This is a genomic window from Salinisphaera sp. C84B14 (assembly GCF_040361435.1).
Lineage (GTDB): Bacteria > Pseudomonadota > Gammaproteobacteria > Nevskiales > Salinisphaeraceae > Salinisphaera.
This window is the reverse complement of record NZ_APNL01000012.1, coordinates 56,687-76,061: the sequence shown is the minus strand read 5'-3', so window position 1 is coordinate 76,061 and position 19,375 is coordinate 56,687. Positions and strand designations below refer to the sequence as shown.

The window sequence follows — 19,375 nt, the reverse complement described above, 5'->3', positions numbered from 1 at the left end:
CCGTGGCGCAGCGGCTCGGCCGCGATAAAAGAAAAAGCTTGGCGCGATCGGTCGTCGCGCGAGCGCACACAGCAATAAAAATAAAACTCGAGGAGAAAGCCATGTCGAGATTATTGGCGGCCGCGACGCTGGGTCTGGCGTCGTCGCTCGTATGGGCCGTCGGCGCCCAAGCGGCGTCCACGCCGGCGTCGGTCGATGCTAAGCGTTTGCGATCCGCGGCGCAGGAGCCGGCGAACTGGATGACCCACGGCGGCACCTATCAGGAACAGCGCTTCAGTCGTCTCGACCAGATCGATCAGGACAACGTCGATGAACTGGGGCTGGCCTGGTCGTACCGGCTCGATATCGATCGCGGAGTGGAAGCCACGCCGATCGTGGTGGATGGCGTGATGTACACCACCAGCGCCTTCAGCATCGTCTATGCCTTCGATGCCGCCAGCGGCAAGTTGCTCTGGAAGTACGACCCGAAAGTCGCTAAAACGGCCGCACGTGACGGCTGTTGCGGGCCGGTCAACCGCGGTGTGGCGGTCTGGAACGGCAAGGTGTTCGTCGGTGCGTTCGATGGCCGACTGATCGCCCTCGACGCCGAAACCGGCGACGAGGTGTGGCGCGTGAATACGCTCATCGACGACGAGCGCAGCCAGACGATCACGGGCGCGCCGCGGGTGGTCAAAGGCCGCGTGATCATCGGCAACGGCGGCGCCGAAATGGGCGTGCGCGGTTATATCACCGCCTATGATGCCGATACGGGCGAACAGGCCTGGCGCTTTTTCACCGTGCCCGGCGATCCGTCCAAGCCGGCAGAAAGCAAGGCCATGGAAATGGCCCGCAAGACCTGGTTCGGGGACCAGTACTGGAAGCAGGGCGGCGGCGGCACGGTCTGGGATTCTATGGCCTACGACCCCGAACTGGATCTGCTCTATATCGGGGTTGGAAATGCCAGTCTCTGGAATCACCAGGCGCGCAGCCAGGGCAAGGGCGACAACCTTTTCGTGGCTTCCATCGTGGCCATTCGCCCGGACACCGGCGAGTACGTCTGGCACTACCAGCAGACGCCCGGCGACCAATGGGACTTTACCGCCACCCAGACAATCACGCTGGCCGATCTCGAAATCGACGGCAAGACACGCCAGGTGCTCATGCAGGCGCCGAAGAACGGCTTTTACTATGTGATCGACCGGACCAACGGCGAACTGATCTCGGCCGAGAAGTACGTGCCGGTGAACTGGGCCAAACGTATCGACATGAAGACCGGTCGGCCGGTCGTGGACATGGAAAAGGCCGACTGGACGAAAGGCCCGCGGCTATTGATGCCGGGACCGCTGGGCGGGCATAACTGGATGCCCATGTCGTTCAGCCCGGATACGGGGCTGGTCTATATCCCGGCCCAGGTGGCGCCGGCCCTGCTCGAGCCCGACAATGAAGCGACCTGGCAGGGGCGCGGTACGTTGCAGCTGGGTACGCAGCCGGTGGCGCTGCCCGAAGACCCCAAGGCGCGCGCCGAAGTCGTGGATATGTATCGCGGCAAGCTGCTGGCCTGGGATCCGATCGCCCAGCGCGAGGTCTGGAGCCAGGATTACCCGACGATCTGGAACGGCGGCACCCTGGCGACCGCCGGTGGGCTGGTATTTCAGGGCACCGCCAACGGCGAAGTACGGGCGTATGCGGCCGACGACGGCGAACTGCTCTGGCGCGCGCCGGCGAATACCGGCGTGATGGCCGGCCCGGTAACCTATGCCGTGGACGGCGAACAGTACGTGAGCTTCATGGTCGGCTGGGGCGGTATCTTCCCCACCGGCTTCGGCGGCCTGGCGAAGAATACGCAGGTCGAGCCGCGCGCGCGGGTGCTCACTTACAAACTGGGCGGCCAGGCCACGCTGCCGGATGAGCCCAAGCGCAAGCTTGAAATCGCCGATGATATTCCGCCGCTCAAAGCCGACGCCGACACGATCGCCCAGGGACGCGATCTGTTCAATACGCACTGCGGCGCCTGCCACGGTTTCAGCGCCTACAGCGGCGGCGTGGTGCCGAACCTGCGCAATATGGATGCGCAAACACACGACGACTTTTTGCGTATCGTCGCCGGCGGCACGTTGATCGGCCAGGGCATGCCGTCGTTTGCCGACCGGCTGTCGCAGTCGCAGATCCGTGCCATCCATCAATACCTCATCAAGCGCCAGCACGATCTGGCCAAAGAGATGGGCGCAGGCGGCTCGTAGACGGCGCATCTGGCCGGGTTCCGCCGATCTTCATACGCCAAGGCCATCCGAGCCGGTCGGGTTCTACCCGCCGGCTCTTTTGCTGTGATCGATTCGCGCGGCCTTGCGAGGTTGTCCGCTGGGGCGGTCTGCCACGACCCGCATGGAATTCGCCTTGATGCACGTCACGACAAACGAAATTGCACCGGCAGACATGCAGGCCCGGCCCGTCGCGGCGCAGTCTTGAGTTATCGCTGAAACAGGCGACACGACATATCGGGGGCGCAGCTCGGCGTGGCGCGCAGGCGATCGGCGTGGCGTGCAACGCCGCCACCGTTCGCATCGAACCGCTCAAGCGAGGGACGACTATGAATAAAAGACTGTTTCGTGCCGGTGGCATTGCCGCGATGGCTGTATTGGCATGGAGTGCCAGCGCCTGGTCGCAGCTGCCGCCCGACGAAATCGGCCAGATCACGCTCGACAAGCCGGGCCCGCATCGCGCCTACATCATCGATACCCAGTTCGATAACGCCACCACGGGCAAGGTGGTCGTGGTGGATCCGGAACAAAAGAAGATGCTGGGCATGATTCCGACCGGCTATCTGGCGCCGTCGGTACTCTCCCACGATGATACCCGGCTGTATTCGGCCGATACGTTCTGGTCGCGCGGCGTGCGTGGCGAGCGTACCGACGTGCTTACGGCCTGGGATACGCGCACGTTGTCCCCGGCGTGGGAAGTCGAGATTCCCAAGAAGCGCGCCAACATCCTCATGGAACGCAACATGCTGACCCTGAGCGGCGACGATCGCTTCGTGTACATCTACAACTTCACGCCGTCCACTTCGGTGACGGTGGTGGATACGAAGAACCAGAGCGTGGCCAGCGAGATCGATATTGCCGGCTGCGTGCTCAACTACCCGATCGGCAAGCGCGCCTTCGGCTCGGTATGCGGCGACGGCACGTTCCAGCGCGTCAAGCTCGACGACAGCGGCAACGAGGTTTCGCGCTCGCGCACGCAGTTCTTCGACCCGAACGAAACTGCCATGAACGAACGTGCCGCGCGCAACGGCGACATGTACTACTTCACCACTCTCGACGGCGTGATTCAGCCGATCGACGTCTCCGGTGGCAAGACCCGGGTCGGCAAGCGCTGGTCGCTGTTTACCGATGCCCAGCGCGAAGCCGGCTGGGGCGTGGGCGGCTGGCAGCTGATGACCATTTCGCCGGCACTCAACCAGATGTACGTGCTCGTCCACCAGGACCACAGCGATCGCAACTGGGAAGACCCCAGCGACACCATTTGGGTGTTCGATCTCGACACCCACGAGAAAGTCGGCGAGCTCAAGACAGAGAACTACGTCTGGAGCCTGAACGCCACCTCTGACGACGAGCCGTTGCTGCTGGGCGTGAACATCGAAGGCGGGCTGGATGTGTTCGATCTTACCGAAATGGAATACATGCATACCGTCGAGGGCATAAGTGCGATCCCCGCGCTGGTGCTCAGCAGCCACTAGGAGGCGACGATGATTCATCCGATCGTGGCCGTGTCCTGTGCGCTGGTGCTGGCGGTCATTCTGTTAACCGGCGCCAGCCACAAGCTGCGCGCGCCGCATCGCTTTGCGCGCCAGATCGAGGACTATGCGCTGCTCTCTGGTGCTGCGATCTCGTGGGTGGCCCGTGCGCTGCCCTTCGTCGAAGGGCTCGTTGCGATCTTGCTGCTGGTGCCGGGGCTGCGGGTTTGGGGCGCGGCGGGCGCCGGTGCGCTACTGGCCCTGTATACCGCTGCGATTGCCATCAATCTCTGGCGCGGACGCCGCGATATCGACTGCGGCTGTAGTGGGCCGGGCCTGGAGCGTCCTCTCTCGTCGGCGCTGCTGGCGCGCAACGGTGTGCTGATGATGATGGCCGTGCTTGCCGGCCTGCCCACCGGCGCCGTGGCCCTGACCGGATTCGGCCTGTTTCTGATCGGCGCCAGCGTGGCGGCGGTCCTCATCCTTTACACCGCGACCGAGGGGCTGCTCACCAATCAGCCGCGCTTGAAGTCGCTTTCCGGGAGATAGTCATGGAAGTTGCTGTGTTATCCCAGATCCTGCTCTGGATCGTGGTCGTGGCCCTGGCCTTCGTGGTCATGGCGCTGGTTCGACAGGTGGGTGTGCTGCATTCGCGTATTGCGCCGGCCGGCGCGCTCATGCTCGACAAGGGCGTGGCCGTGAATAGCCCCGCGCCCCAGGTCACCGCCACCGACCGCAACGAGCGCCCGGTGAATGTCGGCTACAAGAGCGACAAGGGCCAGCTGCTGTTCTTCATGTCGCCCACCTGCCCGATCTGCAAGTCGTTGCTGCCCAGCCTGCGCTCGCTGGCGCGCAGCTATCGGCGCGATCTGGACGTGGTGTATGTCAGCGACGGCGACGCGGCCTCGCAGCAGGCGCTGGTGCGTGAGCACGGTCTCGAGGAGGCCACCTATGTGGTCGGCCCCGAAATCGGCATGACCTATCAGATCGGCAAATTGCCCTATGCCGTGCTCATCGATGCCGAGGGCGTGCTGCGGGCCAAGGGTCTGGTCAACAACCGCGAACATCTGGAAAGCCTGTTCGAAGCCCAGTCCATGGGCGTGGGCTCGCTCCAGGAATACATGCACGGCCAGAAGCGTGCAGCGCAATAACCACCGGGGGACCCCATGAAATTTCTAGATCGTTTCTTCGAACGCTCGGCCCGTCATGTCGCCTATTCGACGTCGCGCCGCAACGCCCTGGTGCGCTTTGGTTCCTGGGTGGTGGTCGGCAGCGCGCTGCCGTTGATCCTGCCGGTGGATCGCAGCAGCGGCAACGCGCATGCAGCAGAGCCCGGCACGCCGGGCGACCCGGGCGATCCGCAAAGCTGTGATTACTGGCGCTACTGCTCGGTCGACGGCTTTCTGTGTACCTGCTGCGGGGGCACCATCAACGCCTGCCCGCCGGGCACCGATGTATCGGAAGTCACCTGGGTGGGCACCTGTCACAACCCGGCCGACGGGCGCGACTATGTGATCGCTTACAACGACTGCTGCGGCAAGCAGGCCTGCGGCCAGTGTGCCTGCAACCGCAACGACAGCGAACAGCCGCTGTATCGGCCGTTCAACAATAACGACATCAACTGGTGCCTGGGTGCCGAGCATCTCACCTACAACTGCACCATTGCCACGATTCGGGATGTGGCCAGCTAGCGCCATGCGTCGGTCGGCATGCATCGCCGCACGGCTGGTGCTGGTGGCGGGCCTCGTGCTGCCGTTTGGTGTGGGGCAGGCCCAGAGCCTGCCGGGTCCGGACAACAGGCCGGCGCCCGGCAACGAGGTGCCGGCGGTCACGCCGCGCGAAGCGGGCTACCGTCCGCGGGTGAATTACCAGCTGCAATGCTCCGGCTGTCATCACGTGGACGGCGAGGGCTCGCGCAAGAACGACGTGCCACGGATGAAGGACTTCGTGGGCCATTTTCTGGAAGTCGAGGGGGGCCGCGAGTTTCTGGTGCGCGTGCCGGGGGTATCGCTATCCAGTTTCACCGATGCACAGCTGGCCGATCTGATGAACTGGATGCTGACCAGCGATATTGCCGGCGACAGCACCCCCGCCCACTTCAAGCCGTACAGCGCGCAAGAGGTGGCGGGCCTGCGCGCCGAGCCGCTGGACCAGATCCACACCACGCGCGATGTGCTGCTGCAGCGCATGCGCGATCGCCAGATTGCCATTCGTGACGGTCTTGAGGACCGGCCATAGGCCGCTGGCTCGACGCGTTCGAGTCTGCAATCAAACCGGGCGCACTGTGCCCATCATCCAAGGGGGACTCATGAAGACATCGAACAGCCGGCGCGCGGTGCCAACGGTTCTGGCGGCAGCGGCCTTGCTGGGCTCGGCCCAGGCTGGCGCTCATATTCTGTACGAAAGCGACGAGACGCTGCTCAATTTCGATATCGAAGCGGCACTGGGCGTGTTCAACAGCCAGAAGGCCTATAACCAGGTTCTGATCGCGGAAGACGCCAGCCCGACCTGGCAGGAAGGCTATGCCAAATACGGGCTGAGTGCGGCCCACGCTCTCGATGGGGCGGGCAGCGTGTACGGTGCGTTCAACCTGCTGAGTTCGGCCACCCGCGGTGACGGCGATGCCGGTGGCTTCAGTACCGGCAAGGAGGAGGACACCCAGGTCGAGGATGCCTATATCGGCTGGACCTCGGGCGATCTCGTGCCGTGGCTCGGCGAAGACGGTATCGACCTGTCCGTTGGCAGCCAGAGCTTTACCATCGGCGACGGTTTCCTCATCAACGGCGACTCACTGAACTTTGGCGAAGGCTTCCAGCCGTTGGCCGATGCCGGCATTGCGCCGAGCGGCCTCAGCCGAGGCGGCGCCTACTGGTTGGCGGCGCGCAAGGCGTTCGACAAGACCGCCATCCTGCGCCTGGGCGGCGAGAACGGCTTTCATCTCGATGGTTTCTGGCTCGACTCCGACAACAAGGCACAGGCCGAAATGGAGCTCGCCGGGGCCAATCTGGAATACCGCAGCGAAACCTACGGCACGCTGGGCGTGACCTATCTCAAGGGCCTGGACGTCGACGACGAATCGGCTGAATTTCTTGGCTACCAGCATCGCGACGGTCAGGAAACGCTGGCCTTCCGGGCCAACGGCAGCCTCGGCGTGGAAAACCTGTTCCTGTCGGCGGAATATGTCGATCAGGACAACGGAGACGACTATCTGGGCGGCGGCGACGATCATGCCTGGTATGGCGAAGCGGGCTGGACCTTTGCCGACGTGCCGTGGTCGCCGAAGCTCAGCTATCGTTTCTCGAGCTTCTCGGGCGGTTTCGATCCGCTGTTCTTCGGCTTCAACCGCGGCTACGGCACCTGGTTCCAGGGGGAAGTAGCCGCCAACTATGCCGGGCCGTTCAACAGCGATACCGATGTACACCACGTCGGCGTTTCACTCGCGCCGTCGGATACCGTCGAGCTGGGCGCACTGTTCTTTGAATTCGACAACGCAGGGCGCGGTTTCCTGGACGGCAACGAGTTCGATCTCTATGCCCAGTGGGTCGTCAACGACCATCTCGTGATCAGTCCGTTGGTCGGCTTTTACACCCCGGACAACTCGGCGGCGGAAGGCGGCACGCAGCTCGGCGACGACGATACCAATATCTATTCGCAGGTCATCGCGATCGTGAGTTTCTGAGGCAATTCGGGCCGGCAGACGAACCCGTCTGCCGGCCCGGATCGGTTGCCTGTCAGTCGGTGCGATTGCCCATGGAGCCGGGCGGCGGCGGCACGTCGTCCGGCACGAAGAAGTCGGGCCAGAGTTCCTTGCTCGGGTCCACCGCGTACTGATCGAAATCGTTGACGCCGTGTTCGTGCAGCAGGACGTCGTCCATACAGAACCGGCCGGTGAAGTCGCGGCTGTTCTGGGTCAGGATGATGTGGGCCGCGTCGGCCATGATTTCGGGCTTGCGGCAATGCGCCATCATCTCTTCGCCGCCGATGAGGTTGATCGCGGCGGTGGCGATGCCGGTGCGCGGCCACAGCGCGTTGAAGGCGATGCCGTCTTCGGCGAATTCCTCGGCCATGCCGAGCACGCACAGGCTCATGCCGTACTTGGCGATCGAGTAGGCCACATGCGGGCCGAACCACTTGGGCTTCATGTCCAGCGGCGGCGACAGCATCAGCACATGCGGATTATTGCCCTTTTTCTGCGATTCCTTGAGATAGGGAATGCATTTCTGGCTCACCAGATAGGTGCCGCGGGCGTTGATCTGGTTCATCAGATCGTAGCGCTTCATCGGCGTTTCTTCGGTGCCGGTCAGCGAGATCGCGCTGGCGTTGTTCACGCAGATATCGATGCCGCCGAACTCGTCGGCGGTCTTTTTCACCGCGGCTTCGACCTGCGCCTCTTCCCGAATATCGCAGACGATCGGCAGCGCCTTGCCGCCGGCCGCCTCGATTTGCTCGGCTGCGGTATGGATCGTACCCGGCAGCTTCGGGTGCGGGGTATCGGTCTTGGCTGCAATGGCGACGTTGGCCCCGTCGGCGGCCGCGCGCAGCGCGATCGCCAGACCGATGCCCCGCGAGGCGCCGGAAATGAACAGGGTCTTGTCCTTCAGATCGGCCATCGTATGGCTCCTTTAGACGGCTTTAGCGTGAGTTGTCGCTCTTGGGCAGGGCCAGGCGCATGACGCGATCGATCATCCACGGCGTGAGTGAGCCGGGCGACAGACGCGACAGGCGCATGAGCATGCGATAAGACAGGCCGGGCACCACCTGCGAATGCCGGCCCAGACCTTTCAGCGCGGCTTTGACCACGTCTTCGGCGCTCATGATCGTGGCCCGCATGGGCGCGGGCCAGTTGCTGGGGTCGACGTTGGCGTGGTCGAAGAACTCGCTCTGGGTCAGGCCCGGGCACAGCGATACGACATCCACCCCGTCGCGCGCCAGTTCCTCGTGCAGCCCTTCGCCCAGAAAACGGTTCCATGCCTTGGTGGCGCTGTAGTTGGCGAACATCGGTGTGGGCACGATGCCGGCCACCGAGGCCAGCATGATGATGCCGCCACGACGATCGTCGCGCATGCGCCGGCCGAAATGGTGCGCCAGCACCAGCGGCGCGCGGCAGTTCAGCGCCAGCATCTGCAGCTCGGCGTCGAGGTCGTGATCCAGGAATTCGCCGGTCATGCCCGAGCCGGCGTTGTTGACCAGCAGGCCGACGTGGCGGGTGCCGAGTGCTTCGGTGATCGTGGTCAGAAAATCGTCGGCGCACAGGTCGGCCGCGATGGCCAGGGAACGCACGCCGTATTCGGACTCCAGTTCTGCGCCCAGTGCTTCCAGGCGCTCGCGGCGGCGTGCGACCAGGGCCACGTTGACGCCCTTGGCGGCGATCTGGCGGGCGAATTCCGCGCCGATGCCGGCCGATGCGCCGGTAATCAGAGCCCAGGGGCCGTATTTGTCGACAAAGGCCATGAACAACTCCTAGGTGAATAGAGCGACGCGATCAGGAATTACAGGCTGCCCCAGTTGAGCAGCAACAGGCCGGCATTGAGATAGACCGCATAGCTCACCCAGGCCAGATAGGGCACGAGCAGCGCGCCGGCCAGCCGGTCGATCCGCCAGAATGCAGCGAACGTGGCCGCAAGCACGAGCCAGAGCGCGACGATCACGATCAAGGCCCAGACGAGGGCATGGGCACCGAACGCCACCGGCATCCACAGGGCGTTGAGCAGCAGTTGGGCCGCAAACAACGCCAGTGCACGACCGATGCCGGCAGCACGCCAGACGCGCCATGCCGCGACCGCCATGCCGATATAGAGCAGCGTCCAGGCGATGGGGAAGGCGATATCGGGCGGGGTGCCGGCGGGCTGGTTGAGCTGTTCGTACCACGCCCCGGGCGGAAACACGGCGCCGGTCAGCGAGACGAGCGCTACCGCAATGCCGCATACCAGCGCGGCGCGCGTGGCATTGAACGACTCACGCATGAAACACGCCGCGGCGGGCCGGCACCCACCAGGTGAAGCCGAAGATAAGGGTGGCCATGATGGTCGTGCCCCAGCCGACCCCACGACCCTGCACCGCGATGAATGCCAGCGGGAATTCCAGGATATGAATCAGCAGCACGATCGCCCAGAGCTGGGTGACCGGATGGGCGAAGCCGCCGATCACGTAGCAGTACACGCCAAAGCCGTGCAGTACCAGCAGCAACAGGTTGAGGCCGAGCCAGAAACGGCGGTTATCCGCGATCCGGTCCATCATTCAGGCGCTCGCGGCCGCGCTGTCGCCCAGCATGGTCAGCAGCAGCCGTGGCATGACGTCCGAGGTGCCCAGATAAGGGGCAATCTCGATATGCACGTCCGGGTGTGCGGCCTGTACGGCCTCGACCTCTTCAGGAATATCTTCGGCCACATGACGGCCGGCCGACAGAAAATAAGGCAAAACCGTGACATGCGCGGCGCCATCGGCGATCAGACGGGCGAGCCCATCGGGGATGGACGGCTCCGCGAGTTCGAGGAACGCGCATTCGATGGCCGCGAAGCGTTCGTTGGACTCCGCGCGCACGCGTTCGGTGAGCGCGCGCACTTCATCATTGGAGGCCTGACGGCGGCTGCCGTGGGCGACGACAAGCAGTGATTTCTTCATAGGGGTAATCGTATCAGAGCGTGGCGGCCAAAGGCTTTCGGACAGCTAACAGCGCGGTTGGTAGACTATGTTGATATACATCAACGCAGGTATCGCGCCATGCAGATGCCCTCCAATGAACCCGTAACCTTCCAGCGCGACTGTGAGGCGGTGCTGATCCCGGCCGGCGACACGGTCGAAATTCCGGTGGGTACCCACGGCAACATCACCCAGGCGCTGGGTGGATCGTTCACCGTCTATATCGCCGGCAACCTGATTCGTATTGCCGGCGAGAATGCCGATGCCATCGGCCAGGAGCCGCCCGAGCCGTTGCGCCTGCCCGAAGGCGCGGGCAACGACGATGTCGAAGCCATGGTCTGGGAGCAGATGCGCACCGTCTTCGACCCCGAAATCCCCATCAACTTGGTCGATCTCGGCCTGGTCTATCAGTGCGATTTCGATCACAGCGACCCGCAGGCGCGTATTGTCGATATCGACATGACCCTGACCGCCCCCGGCTGTGGCATGGGCGATATTCTCGTCGACGATGTGCGCAACAAGGTGAAAATGGTGCCTACCATTGCCCAGGTACGCGTGGAACTGGTGTTCGACCCGCCCTGGACGATGGAAATGATGAGCGATGCCGCCAAGCTTCAGGTCGGCATGCTCTAAAGTCGCCCGGCACAGCGCTCGGGCCGGTGGGCAGCGGCGTCTGATGCGGGCGCTGCGGCTCTAAGCCAGGCCGCGGGCAGGCGGGACAAGGCCTGGGTTAGAAGTTCACGATCCCCAGCACGCCGATCAGGATCAGATAGCCGGCGACGATGTAATTGAGCAGGCGCGGCACGACAAGAATGGCGATGCCCGCGGCCAGCGAAACGATCGGCACAAGGCTGGCGTCGGAAATGGTAATGGTCATCGGATAGTTGCGGTGATGAGTTTGTGCTGAGAATGCGTCAAGGCACGGCCGCGCGCAATCATCGATCCGGGCCTGCGCGCCGGGTGAGACGATCGAGTTCGCGGCGCTGAACGGTGACGACTTCGCGCGTCGCGTTTTCCAGGTCGCGGGTGCTGCGCATGGCGGCAAAGCCTTCTGCCAACAGGCCATAGGTCTGTCCCATGCCGAGTGCCTTGGCTGGCGAACCGGCCAGCTTGAACGCCCAGTAGGCGGCCCGGTTGTCGGCAAACCCGCCGAGCAGATCCACCAGTTCGCGTACCCAGCCGATCTGTTGTTCGCGAACGTCGAACTGGCCGACCTCGCGAAAGGCACGCACATACGCGGTCGGCGTGATCGGTCGCGCTGGCAGGCGGGTCTCGAGCGCTGCGGCCATGTCGGCATCGAGGCTGTCCGCGGTGTGTTGCAGGCGGACCGCGATCACCAGCGGCCGGTCGTCGTCGATGATGCGCCCGATTCGCGACGAAATCTTGGCCGGGTCGGAGGTCAGCTCCGACCAGTCGGCTTCGAGATAGAAGCTGCGGGTCAGAAAGTGCAGCAGCTTTTCACCGTCATAGCGTTCGGCCAGCGGCCGGTGCAGCGCTGCCGCGCGTTCGGACTGCCATCGTCGTAGCGCCTTGAGGCGGGCATCGAACGCCGGCTCGCTGCGTCGCTCGAGCCGGGCCCGGGCCTCGCGCAAATCGACCAGCGCTTGTTCCAGGCGCGAACTCATGGCGTGGTTTCGGGCGTGGGCCGCGGGATACGCGCGAACGCATCGGCGCTCAGACTGCCCAGATACAGGCTATTGCCCTGTTCCTGGACGCTTGTGATCGGCGCAAACGCGCCTGTGCTGTCGTCCCGCAGATCGGTTACCACGGTACCGTCCGGCTTGATGCCCATCAGCCCGGCGACATGCGCGGGTTCCGGCTGCAGCGCTCTGGGCAGATGGTAGATGATGCGTCGAAGCCAGGGCTTGTCGGCGGTAAAGTCCAGCAACCGGTTGCGGGGCGCGAACAGCGCCACCCAGAACGTGTCGCTGTCGGCGCCATGGGAAATGCCGTCGGGAAAACCGGGCAGCCGGTCGATGAAGATATCGCTCTGGCCGGCCATATCGCCGCTCAGCCAGTAGCGCAGCACGCGATAGCTGCCGGTTTCGGTCACCAGCACATAGGCGCCGTCGCCGCTGACGGCGACGCCGTTGGCGAACTGCAAGCCGCCCAGCAGGACCGTCACCGTGGCGGTGGTCGGATCGTATTCCATCAGACGGCCGTGGCCGCCGTGTTCGAGAATATCGGTGCGGTAGGCGTCATGCCCGTATTTGCTCGAGGCGTCGGTGAAATAGATCGTGCCATCGGGCCCGACGTCCACGTCGTCGGTGAACTTGAACGGGCGGCCTTCGGCGCCACTGGCGAGGATTTTGATATCGCCGGCCGGGTTGATCGCGAGCAGCCCCTTGTCGGCATCGGCCACGATCAGCGTCTGCGGCGGCTGCGCGTCGGTCGCTTGCTCTTGCTCGCCCGTTTCATCGCCCGATTCAGTGCTTGCCTGGTCATCGGTAGGCGCAACCGGCTTGCTGCTGAAGGCAAGCCCGAGCGGGCGCCCGTTAGTGGTGGCGAATACCTGGCCATTGCTGCCGTCCGGGTCGAAGCGGCGGATGGTGCCGTCTTCATAGCCCGCATACAGCCGTCCCTGGTTATCGATCGCCACGTCTTCGGGACCGGTGGCCGTGTCTTCGCCCATTCGTTCGGCCTGCGCCAAAGGCGCGCTTCGCACCGGCGCATCGCCGGTGGTGGCCGTTGCCACGGTCCACGGCTGGGGCATGAAATCGCTCGGCCAGAAAAGGGCGTAGCCAACGAACGCGACCAGCGCGATCAAGATCAGGGTCAACAGGTTCTTCATGTCATTCCTTGGCCCGAAAACGGCTTCGGACATCTAAGCTCATGGCAATCGGCATACAATGATCGCAAATATCCGCGGCCGCATTATCCATACGCGACCATGAATGGACAGACCCGAGGTTCCCGATGAACGATGCCGTCTCGCCCGCACTGCTGGCCAAGCGCCGTGCCAGCCTGGGTCGTATCGAGCGGGTGGCCTGGTGGCTCGACGATGCCTTCGAGCTGCCGATCATCCGCAAGCGCGTCGGTCTGGACGGTCTTTTCGGCCTCGTCCCGTTTGCCGGCGACCTGGTCGGCACCGGCCTTTCGAGCCTGATCGTTGTCGAGGCGCTACGGCTGGGCGCGCCAAAGCGTGTATGGATGCGTATGGGCGCGAACGTGGGCGTGGATTTTGTGGTCGGTCTGGTACCACTTGTCGGCGATCTGTTCGATTTCGCCTGGAAGGCCAATCGCCGTAATGAGCGCGTACTCAGACGCTGGCTGGAGCAGGAAACCGCAGAACAAACGAAGAAGTCCCGCTGGGGCGGCGTGGTCGGGATCAGTCTCGGGCTCGCCTGTGCCTCTATCGTCACCGTCGCGCTCTGGCGCGCGCTGTTTGGATAATTGTCATGGCTCATAAAGTGGATACGGGCGATCGAGCCCCGACTATTCAGCGTAGCGCCCACGATGGCCGCGCGATCGATACCGAATCCCTGATCGGACAGCGCCCGCTGGTGGTCTATTTCTACCCGCGCGACGATACGCCGGTGTGTACCCGCCAGGCCTGTAGCTTTCGCGACCAGCTCGAGGCATTCAACGCGCTTGATGCCGAAGTGATCGGCATCAGCGCGGACGATGATGCCAGCCATCGCGCCTTTGCGGAAAAACACGGCCTCGAGTTCGCCCTGGTTTCCGATCACGACGGCCGCCTGTCGAAGGCCTTCGACGTCGGCCGGGCGCTGGGCGTGCTCGGCAACCGGGTGACGTTCGTGATCGATCGTCAGGGCATCGTACGCCTGCGCTATCAGGCCCAGCTGGCCGCCGGCCGGCATGTCGACAAGGCGTTGGCTACCCTGCGAGAGCTGGCTTAGCCGCGCACGATCGACCACAGCAGCGCCGCCCAGCCCACGATCAGCAGTACGCCGCCGATCGGCGTGATCGCACCCAGCCAGCGAATACCGGAAAAGGCCAGTACGTAGAGGCTGCCGGAGAAAATGAGCGTGCCGACGGCAAAACAGACGGTGGCGGTGGCAACGCCCGCGCCGGTCATGCCCTGGCGTGCCAGCAACCCGACCGCCAGCAGCGCCAGCGCGTGATAGAACTGGTACTGGACTGCGGTATGCCAGATTGCCTGCATGTCGGCCGAGAGCCTCGCGGCCAGGGCATGCGCGCCGAATGCGCCCAGCAGTACGCCGATCAGGCCATAAAGGCTGCCGGCAACGAGTGCGAGTTGGGTCATGTCTTGCGGCCTTCGATCGGGATGAATAGTTGGCTTTCGGCATAGCGTACTGCCTGTCCACCCAGATGCACGCGATCGCCTTCCAGCCGGCAGATGACCGTGCCCCCGCGGCGCGAGATCTGGCGGCCGGCCAACTGCGTTTTGCCCAGACGCGCCGCCCAGTAGGGCGCGAGGGTGCAATGCGCCGAGCCGGTAACCGGATCTTCGTCGATCCCGTGGGCCGGGGCGAAATAACGCGACACGAAATCATGGATGCCGTCGTCTGCGGGGGCGGTGGCGATCACGCCGCGGTTGTCCTGTCGATTGCAGGCGGCCAGTGCCCGCATATCAGGCGCAAGCGCGGCGACCGTGGCAGCACTTTCATATACGGCCAGATGATTGGCGCCGGCATACCATTCCAGGCTGGCTGCGCCCACGGCCTGTTCGACGTCGGCTGGCGCCTGGGCGAGCCGCTCGGCCGGGCGGCTGGGGAAATCCAGCCACAGCATGCCGTCGTTTTCGCTTACGCCGAGTTCGCCGGCCTGGCGGGTCTGAAACCGCAGCGGCGCGCTGAAGCCGTTGCAGCAGTGCAGCAGGGCGTAGGCGGTGGCCAGCGTGGCATGGCCGCATAGCTCGACTTCGCAGGTCGGGGTGAACCAGCGCAGGGCGTGCGCCGGCTCGCCGGCGACCACGAACGCGGTTTCTGCCAGGTTATGCTCGGCCGCCACGGCCTGGAGCGTCGTATCATCGAGCCACTCATCGAGCAGAACGACCGATGCCGGATTGCCCCGAAAGACCCGGTCTGTAAAGGCATCGATATGGTAGGCCGTAAGTTGCAGTACGGTGTCTGTCATGGAATTGTCATCTGCTGTTGTTATCCGTTAGGCCCATTTTGTCCAGTCGGCGCAGAGCGCTGCGAGTCGATTACGCATGAATGCAAATGTAGAGGACGGCGCAGAGCGTACGCTTGATGCCCCCGATCTGTTCATCAACCGTGAGCTGTCACTGCTTGAGTTTAACGACCGGGTGCTCGAACAGGCGCGCGATGGGCGCGTGCCGCTGCTCGAACGGCTGAAATTCCTGTGTATTTCCTCGACCAATCTGGACGAGTTCTTCGAAGTGCGGGTGGCCGGGCTCAAGCAGAAGGCCGAGCTGGTCAACTCGCCGACCGAAGCCGATAACCGCACCCCCAGTGAAGCCCTGCGTGCCATCAGTAGCCGCGCGCATGAACTGGTGGCCAAACAATACAGCACCCTCAACGACGAGTTGATTCCGGCCTTGCAGCACGAGGGCATCCGCTTTCTGCGACGTTCGGAATGGAACCCGGAACAGCGTGCATGGCTGGCCGAGTTCTTCGAGGAGGAGCTGCTGCCGGTAATCAGCCCGCTGGGACTCGATCCGGCCCATCCCTTCCCGCGCATTCTCAACAAGTCGTTGAATTTCATCGTGTCGCTGGACGGCACCGATGCCTTCGGGCGCAAGATCGACTATGCCGTGGTGCAGGCGCCGCGCGCGCTGCCGCGCGTGATTCAGCTGCCGCGCGAGGCCGGCAGCGGCGATCACGACTTCGTATTCCTGTCGTCGATCATCCATCAGCACGTGGGTGACCTGTTTCCGAGCATGGGCACGCGGGGCTGCTATCAGTTCCGGGTCACCCGCAATTCCGATCTGTTCGTCGACGAGGAAGAGGTCGACGATCTGTTGCGTGCGGTCGAGGGCGAGCTGCCGTCGCGCCGCTACGGCGACTGTGTGCGTCTTGAAGTGGCGCACAACTGCCCGGAATCGCTGTGCAAGTACCTGCTCGACCGGTTTCTGCTGTCCAAGGAGGATCTGTTCCAGGTCGACGGGCCGGTCAACGTCAACCGCCTGATGTCGTTGCTGGATACCGTCGATCGGCCGGATCTCAAATACCCGGCGTTCTCACCGCGCCTGCCCAGCGAGCTGGGGCCGAGCGGCGATCTGTTTGCAGAAATCCGTGCCGCGGACGTGCTGCTGCATCACCCCTTCGATTCGTTCCTGCCGGTGATCGACTTCGTGCGTCGGGCCGCCTCCGATTCGCGCGTGCTGGCGATCAAGCAGACGCTGTATCGCACCGGCCCGGATTCGGCCGTGGTGGACGCCCTGGTCGAAGCGGCCCGTGCCGGCAAGGAAGTCACCGTGGTGGTCGAACTGCGCGCCCGCTTCGACGAAGCCGACAATATCGAGTTGGCCAACCGTCTGCAGGCCGCCGGCGCGCATGTGGTCTATGGCGTAGTCGGCTACAAGACCCATGCCAAGATGACGCTGATCGTACGTCGCGAAACCGACGGCCTGCACAACTATGTGCATCTGGGCACGGGCAACTATCATCCCAAGACGGCGCGTTTGTATACCGACTACGGCCTGTTCTCCTGCGACGATGCCCTGGGCAACGACGTGCACGAAATGTTTCTGCAGCTCACCAGCCTCGGCAAGGTATCGGGTCTGGAGCGGTTGCTGGACGCACCGTTTCGGCTGCATACCGCGATCATCGACAAGATCAATCGCGAGGCGGAGAACGCCCGCGCCGGCAAACCGGCGCATATCATCGCCAAGATGAATTCGCTGGTGGAACCCCAGGCCATTCGTGCGCTCTATGCGGCATCCCAGGCCGGGGTGAAGATCGAACTCATCGTGCGCGGTATCTGCTGCCTGCGCCCCGGCGTCGAGGGTGTATCCGAGAATATCGAGGTGCGTTCCATCGTCGGGCGTTTCCTGGAGCACACGCGGGTATTCTATTTTGCCAACGACGATACGCCCGAGCTGTATCTGGCCAGCGCCGACTGGATGGATCGCAATTTCTTCCGCCGGGTCGAGACCTGCTTTCCCGTGACCAGCCCGGCGTTATATGATCGGGTTCAGCGTGAACTCGCGCTCTACCTCGCCGACAACAGTCAGGCCTGGCTGCTCGGCAACGACGGGCGCTATACGAAAGCCGAGCCCGTCGGCGACGAAGCGCCGCTGGCCGCCCAGAAACGGCTGATGGAGGGCCCGGGCTGATCGCGGCGCATGCCGCCGGTGTGAACCTGTGGTTGTTGCAGCGGTCTGATCGCGAGTAACACTCGATTCGAGTCGGCACACATGAGCCGACCTCAACTCCGAAAGCAGGGGAAGCATAGATGAAACAATGGATCACGGCGTTCGTGGCAGCGGTCGTGCTGCTGTCGACCACCTCGGGCGCGTTGGCGGCCAGTGAACAGGAGCAAAAGCTCGACGACGCCACCACCGTGGTGCGCCAGTTCGTCGATATCCCGGAAAACGCCATCCCGCCGGCGCTGCTCGGGCAGGCCTATGGCATCGCCGTCATCCCCAGCGTATTCAAGGCCGGCTTCATTCTGGGCGGCCGCCACGGCAAGGGCGTGCTGTCGGTACGCACCGCGGACGGCAGCTGGTCGAATCCGACGTTCATCTCGCTGACCGGCGGCTCGATCGGCTGGCAGGCCGGTGCCTCCTCGTCGGATATCATCCTGGTATTCAAAACCCAGCGCAGCATCGACAAGATCGCCAACGGTCAGGTCAATCTCGGTGCCGATGCTGCCGTGGCGGCCGGGCCGGTCGGCCGTAGCGCCGGGGCGTCGACCAACCTGGGCTTCGATGCCGAAGTTTATTCCTATTCGCGCGCCCGTGGCCTGTTCGCCGGTGTTTCCCTGGAAGGCGGCAAGATCAGCATCGACCGCGAAGCGAACTGGCTGTTCTACGACAAGGCCGGCATCGACGCCTACTCGATTCTGCGTAACGGCAACGAGTCCGGGCTGCCCCAGGCGGGCCAGAAGTTCGTGTATACGCTGGATCGCTACATGCCGGCCTCGGAAGATTTCGATCGCGAAGCCGCCACCCGTGGCACCAGCATGGACTCGGGTAACAACGGCAACGCCGGCAACGGCGGCAGCCAGCAGGACGACTACAGCCGTGGCCAGGCCGTGCCCTACGATAGCGGTAACGGCGTCGAAGTACGCCAGGGCAACTACGATGCCCAGGACAACAGCGGCAACAGCGGCGACAACAGCTACAACCAGCCGAACAGCGCCAACGACGACAGCTACCAGCAGGGCAGCGGTGGCTACGGTAGCGGCAACAGCAACTATTGAGCGTCCTGTTTAAACGCCCTTTTCGCTATGTGCTGATCGCTGTCGGCGTGCTCTTGCTCGCGCCGGCAGCGATGATTCTGGTCATGCGCTGGGTCAACCCGCCGGTCACCGCGTACATGCTACGCGTGCACTTCGAAAGTCAGGCCAGCGACAACGGTCCGACGATCTTCTATCGCTGGACCGATATTGACGACATGGCGGCCTGCATGCCACTGGCGGCGGTCGCATCCGAAGATCAGACCTTCCCGACCCATCATGGTTTTGTCTGGGCTGCGATTGGCGACGCGCTGGCCGACAACGCCGAGGGCGGCACCATTCGCGGTGCCAGTACCATCAGCCAGCAAACGGCCAAGAACCTTTTTCTCTGGCCGGCCAAGAGCTATATCCGCAAGGGCGTAGAGGCCTATCTGACCTTCTGGCTTGAAGTGCTCTGGCCCAAGCGCCGTATTCTCGAGGTGTATCTCAATATCGCCCAGTTCGACGACCGGGTGTTCGGCGTGGGCGCCGCGGCCCAGCGCCTGTTCGGCGTGAGCGCGGCCCGGCTCAGTACCGGCCAGTGTGCAAGGCTGGCCGCGGTGCTGCCGAACCCGGTGCGCTACAGCGCGGCGTCGCCCGGGCCCTATGTTCAGGGCCAGGCGGCCTGGATCATGCGTCAGATGCGCCAGCTCGGGGATGGTTATCTGGCTGAAACGCTAGGGCGGTAGACTGGGCGTC

At 63.9% G+C, this 19,375-nt stretch carries 23 protein-coding genes; 13 read left to right on the top strand and 10 right to left on the bottom strand.

The features are described 5' to 3' along the window. The first annotated feature begins 101 nt into the window (after nucleotides 1-101). The 7 genes from C84B14_RS11765 (at nucleotide 102) to C84B14_RS11735 (ending at nucleotide 7,388) form a co-directional block, all read left to right on the top strand. Nucleotides 102-2,219: a PQQ-dependent dehydrogenase, methanol/ethanol family gene (locus C84B14_RS11765; RefSeq protein ID WP_353224297.1), complete on the top strand. Its 2,118-nt coding sequence runs from the start codon at nucleotides 102-104 to the stop codon at nucleotides 2,217-2,219. 347 nt (nucleotides 2,220-2,566) lie between these two features. Further along, nucleotides 2,567-3,712, top strand: a complete 1,146-nt coding sequence (locus C84B14_RS11760) for an amine dehydrogenase large subunit (RefSeq protein ID WP_353224295.1) — start codon at nucleotides 2,567-2,569, stop codon at nucleotides 3,710-3,712. A gap of 9 nt (nucleotides 3,713-3,721) precedes the next feature. Then, nucleotides 3,722-4,258, top strand: a complete 537-nt coding sequence (locus tag C84B14_RS11755) for a MauE/DoxX family redox-associated membrane protein (RefSeq protein WP_353224293.1) — start codon at nucleotides 3,722-3,724, stop codon at nucleotides 4,256-4,258. 2 nt (nucleotides 4,259-4,260) lie between these two features. Then, entirely contained in the window at nucleotides 4,261-4,860 is a 600-nt protein-coding gene (gene mauD, locus C84B14_RS11750; protein WP_353224291.1) for a methylamine dehydrogenase accessory protein MauD, read from the top strand. Between the two features lie 15 nt (nucleotides 4,861-4,875). Beyond that, nucleotides 4,876-5,400 carry a methylamine dehydrogenase light chain gene (locus C84B14_RS11745; RefSeq protein WP_348766185.1) on the top strand — a complete coding sequence of 175 codons (525 nt, stop codon included), beginning with the start codon at nucleotides 4,876-4,878 and terminating at the stop codon, nucleotides 5,398-5,400. 4 nt (nucleotides 5,401-5,404) lie between these two features. Then, entirely contained in the window at nucleotides 5,405-5,947 is a 543-nt protein-coding gene (locus C84B14_RS11740; RefSeq protein ID WP_353224289.1) for a cytochrome C, read from the top strand. Nucleotides 5,948-6,017: 70 nt separating this feature from the next. Further along, complete coding sequence (locus C84B14_RS11735; protein WP_353224287.1) at nucleotides 6,018-7,388, top strand: alginate export family protein; 1,371 nt, start codon at nucleotides 6,018-6,020, stop codon at nucleotides 7,386-7,388. 52 nt (nucleotides 7,389-7,440) lie between these two features. Here C84B14_RS11735 and C84B14_RS11730 read toward each other — a convergent pair whose 3' ends face one another. Genes C84B14_RS11730 through C84B14_RS11710 form a run of 5 tightly spaced genes read right to left on the bottom strand, consistent with a single transcriptional unit; the run spans nucleotide 7,441 to nucleotide 10,330 of the window. Beyond that, entirely contained in the window at nucleotides 7,441-8,319 is an 879-nt protein-coding gene (locus tag C84B14_RS11730; protein WP_353224285.1) for an SDR family oxidoreductase, read from the bottom strand. A gap of 22 nt (nucleotides 8,320-8,341) precedes the next feature. Then, on the bottom strand, nucleotides 8,342-9,160 hold the full coding sequence (locus C84B14_RS11725; protein WP_353224283.1) for an SDR family NAD(P)-dependent oxidoreductase: 819 nt from the start codon (nucleotides 9,158-9,160) through the stop codon (nucleotides 8,342-8,344). 38 nt (nucleotides 9,161-9,198) lie between these two features. Next, on the bottom strand, nucleotides 9,199-9,672 hold the full coding sequence (locus C84B14_RS11720; protein WP_353224281.1) for a TspO/MBR family protein: 474 nt from the start codon (nucleotides 9,670-9,672) through the stop codon (nucleotides 9,199-9,201). Beyond that, nucleotides 9,665-9,946, bottom strand: coding sequence for a hypothetical protein (locus tag C84B14_RS11715; protein WP_348766191.1), 282 nt, complete (start codon nucleotides 9,944-9,946; stop codon nucleotides 9,665-9,667). The genes C84B14_RS11720 and C84B14_RS11715 overlap by 8 nt, the downstream gene beginning before the upstream one ends. After that, nucleotides 9,947-10,330 (bottom strand): sirohydrochlorin chelatase, encoded by a 384-nt coding sequence (locus C84B14_RS11710; protein ID WP_348766192.1) that lies wholly within the window; start codon nucleotides 10,328-10,330, stop codon nucleotides 9,947-9,949. It abuts the gene before it with no gap. A 99-nt stretch (nucleotides 10,331-10,429) separates the two neighbouring features. Here C84B14_RS11710 and sufT point away from each other — a divergent pair, with 99 nt between their 5' ends. Further along, entirely contained in the window at nucleotides 10,430-10,981 is a 552-nt protein-coding gene (gene sufT, locus C84B14_RS11705) for a putative Fe-S cluster assembly protein SufT (RefSeq protein ID WP_006912817.1), read from the top strand. Between the two features lie 97 nt (nucleotides 10,982-11,078). Here sufT and C84B14_RS11700 read toward each other — a convergent pair whose 3' ends face one another. The 3 genes from C84B14_RS11700 to C84B14_RS11690 are packed head-to-tail and all read right to left on the bottom strand — an operon-like array spanning nucleotide 11,079 to nucleotide 13,139. After that, a complete protein-coding gene (locus C84B14_RS11700; RefSeq protein WP_293623448.1) occupies nucleotides 11,079-11,225 on the bottom strand; it encodes a DUF3096 domain-containing protein in 147 nt (48 codons plus the stop codon). Between the two features lie 58 nt (nucleotides 11,226-11,283). After that, nucleotides 11,284-11,973, bottom strand: a complete 690-nt coding sequence (locus C84B14_RS11695; RefSeq protein WP_353224279.1) for an FFLEELY motif protein — start codon at nucleotides 11,971-11,973, stop codon at nucleotides 11,284-11,286. Next, nucleotides 11,970-13,139 carry an SMP-30/gluconolactonase/LRE family protein gene (locus tag C84B14_RS11690; RefSeq protein WP_353224277.1) on the bottom strand — a complete coding sequence of 390 codons (1,170 nt, stop codon included), beginning with the start codon at nucleotides 13,137-13,139 and terminating at the stop codon, nucleotides 11,970-11,972. Before C84B14_RS11690 ends, C84B14_RS11695 begins: the two co-directional genes overlap by 4 nt. Nucleotides 13,140-13,264: 125 nt before the next feature. On the opposite strand from C84B14_RS11690, the gene C84B14_RS11685 reads away from it, so the two are divergent. Together C84B14_RS11685 and C84B14_RS11680 are read left to right on the top strand one after the other, a co-directional pair. Then, a complete protein-coding gene (locus tag C84B14_RS11685; protein ID WP_348766195.1) occupies nucleotides 13,265-13,741 on the top strand; it encodes a DUF4112 domain-containing protein in 477 nt (158 codons plus the stop codon). Nucleotides 13,742-13,746: 5 nt separating this feature from the next. Then, on the top strand, nucleotides 13,747-14,208 hold the full coding sequence (locus tag C84B14_RS11680; protein WP_353224275.1) for a peroxiredoxin: 462 nt from the start codon (nucleotides 13,747-13,749) through the stop codon (nucleotides 14,206-14,208). Here C84B14_RS11680 and C84B14_RS11675 read toward each other — a convergent pair. Next, a complete protein-coding gene (locus C84B14_RS11675; RefSeq protein ID WP_353224273.1) occupies nucleotides 14,205-14,576 on the bottom strand; it encodes a DUF423 domain-containing protein in 372 nt (123 codons plus the stop codon). The genes C84B14_RS11680 and C84B14_RS11675 overlap by 4 nt on opposite strands. Next, nucleotides 14,573-15,409: a PhzF family phenazine biosynthesis protein gene (locus C84B14_RS11670; RefSeq protein ID WP_353224271.1), complete on the bottom strand. Its 837-nt coding sequence runs from the start codon at nucleotides 15,407-15,409 to the stop codon at nucleotides 14,573-14,575. Before C84B14_RS11670 ends, C84B14_RS11675 begins: the two co-directional genes overlap by 4 nt. A gap of 76 nt (nucleotides 15,410-15,485) precedes the next feature. Between C84B14_RS11670 and ppk1 the strand changes: the two genes are divergently transcribed. The 3 genes from ppk1 to mtgA all read left to right on the top strand — a co-directional run bounded on the left by ppk1 (nucleotide 15,486) and on the right by mtgA (nucleotide 19,365). Next, entirely contained in the window at nucleotides 15,486-17,573 is a 2,088-nt protein-coding gene (gene ppk1, locus C84B14_RS11665) for a polyphosphate kinase 1 (protein ID WP_348766199.1), read from the top strand. A 119-nt stretch (nucleotides 17,574-17,692) separates the two neighbouring features. Next, nucleotides 17,693-18,661 carry a lipid-binding SYLF domain-containing protein gene (locus C84B14_RS11660; protein ID WP_353224269.1) on the top strand — a complete coding sequence of 323 codons (969 nt, stop codon included), beginning with the start codon at nucleotides 17,693-17,695 and terminating at the stop codon, nucleotides 18,659-18,661. Next, nucleotides 18,658-19,365 (top strand): monofunctional biosynthetic peptidoglycan transglycosylase, encoded by a 708-nt coding sequence (gene mtgA / locus C84B14_RS11655; RefSeq protein ID WP_353224267.1) that lies wholly within the window; start codon nucleotides 18,658-18,660, stop codon nucleotides 19,363-19,365. The genes C84B14_RS11660 and mtgA overlap by 4 nt, the downstream gene beginning before the upstream one ends. Nucleotides 19,366-19,375 lie beyond the last annotated feature (10 nt).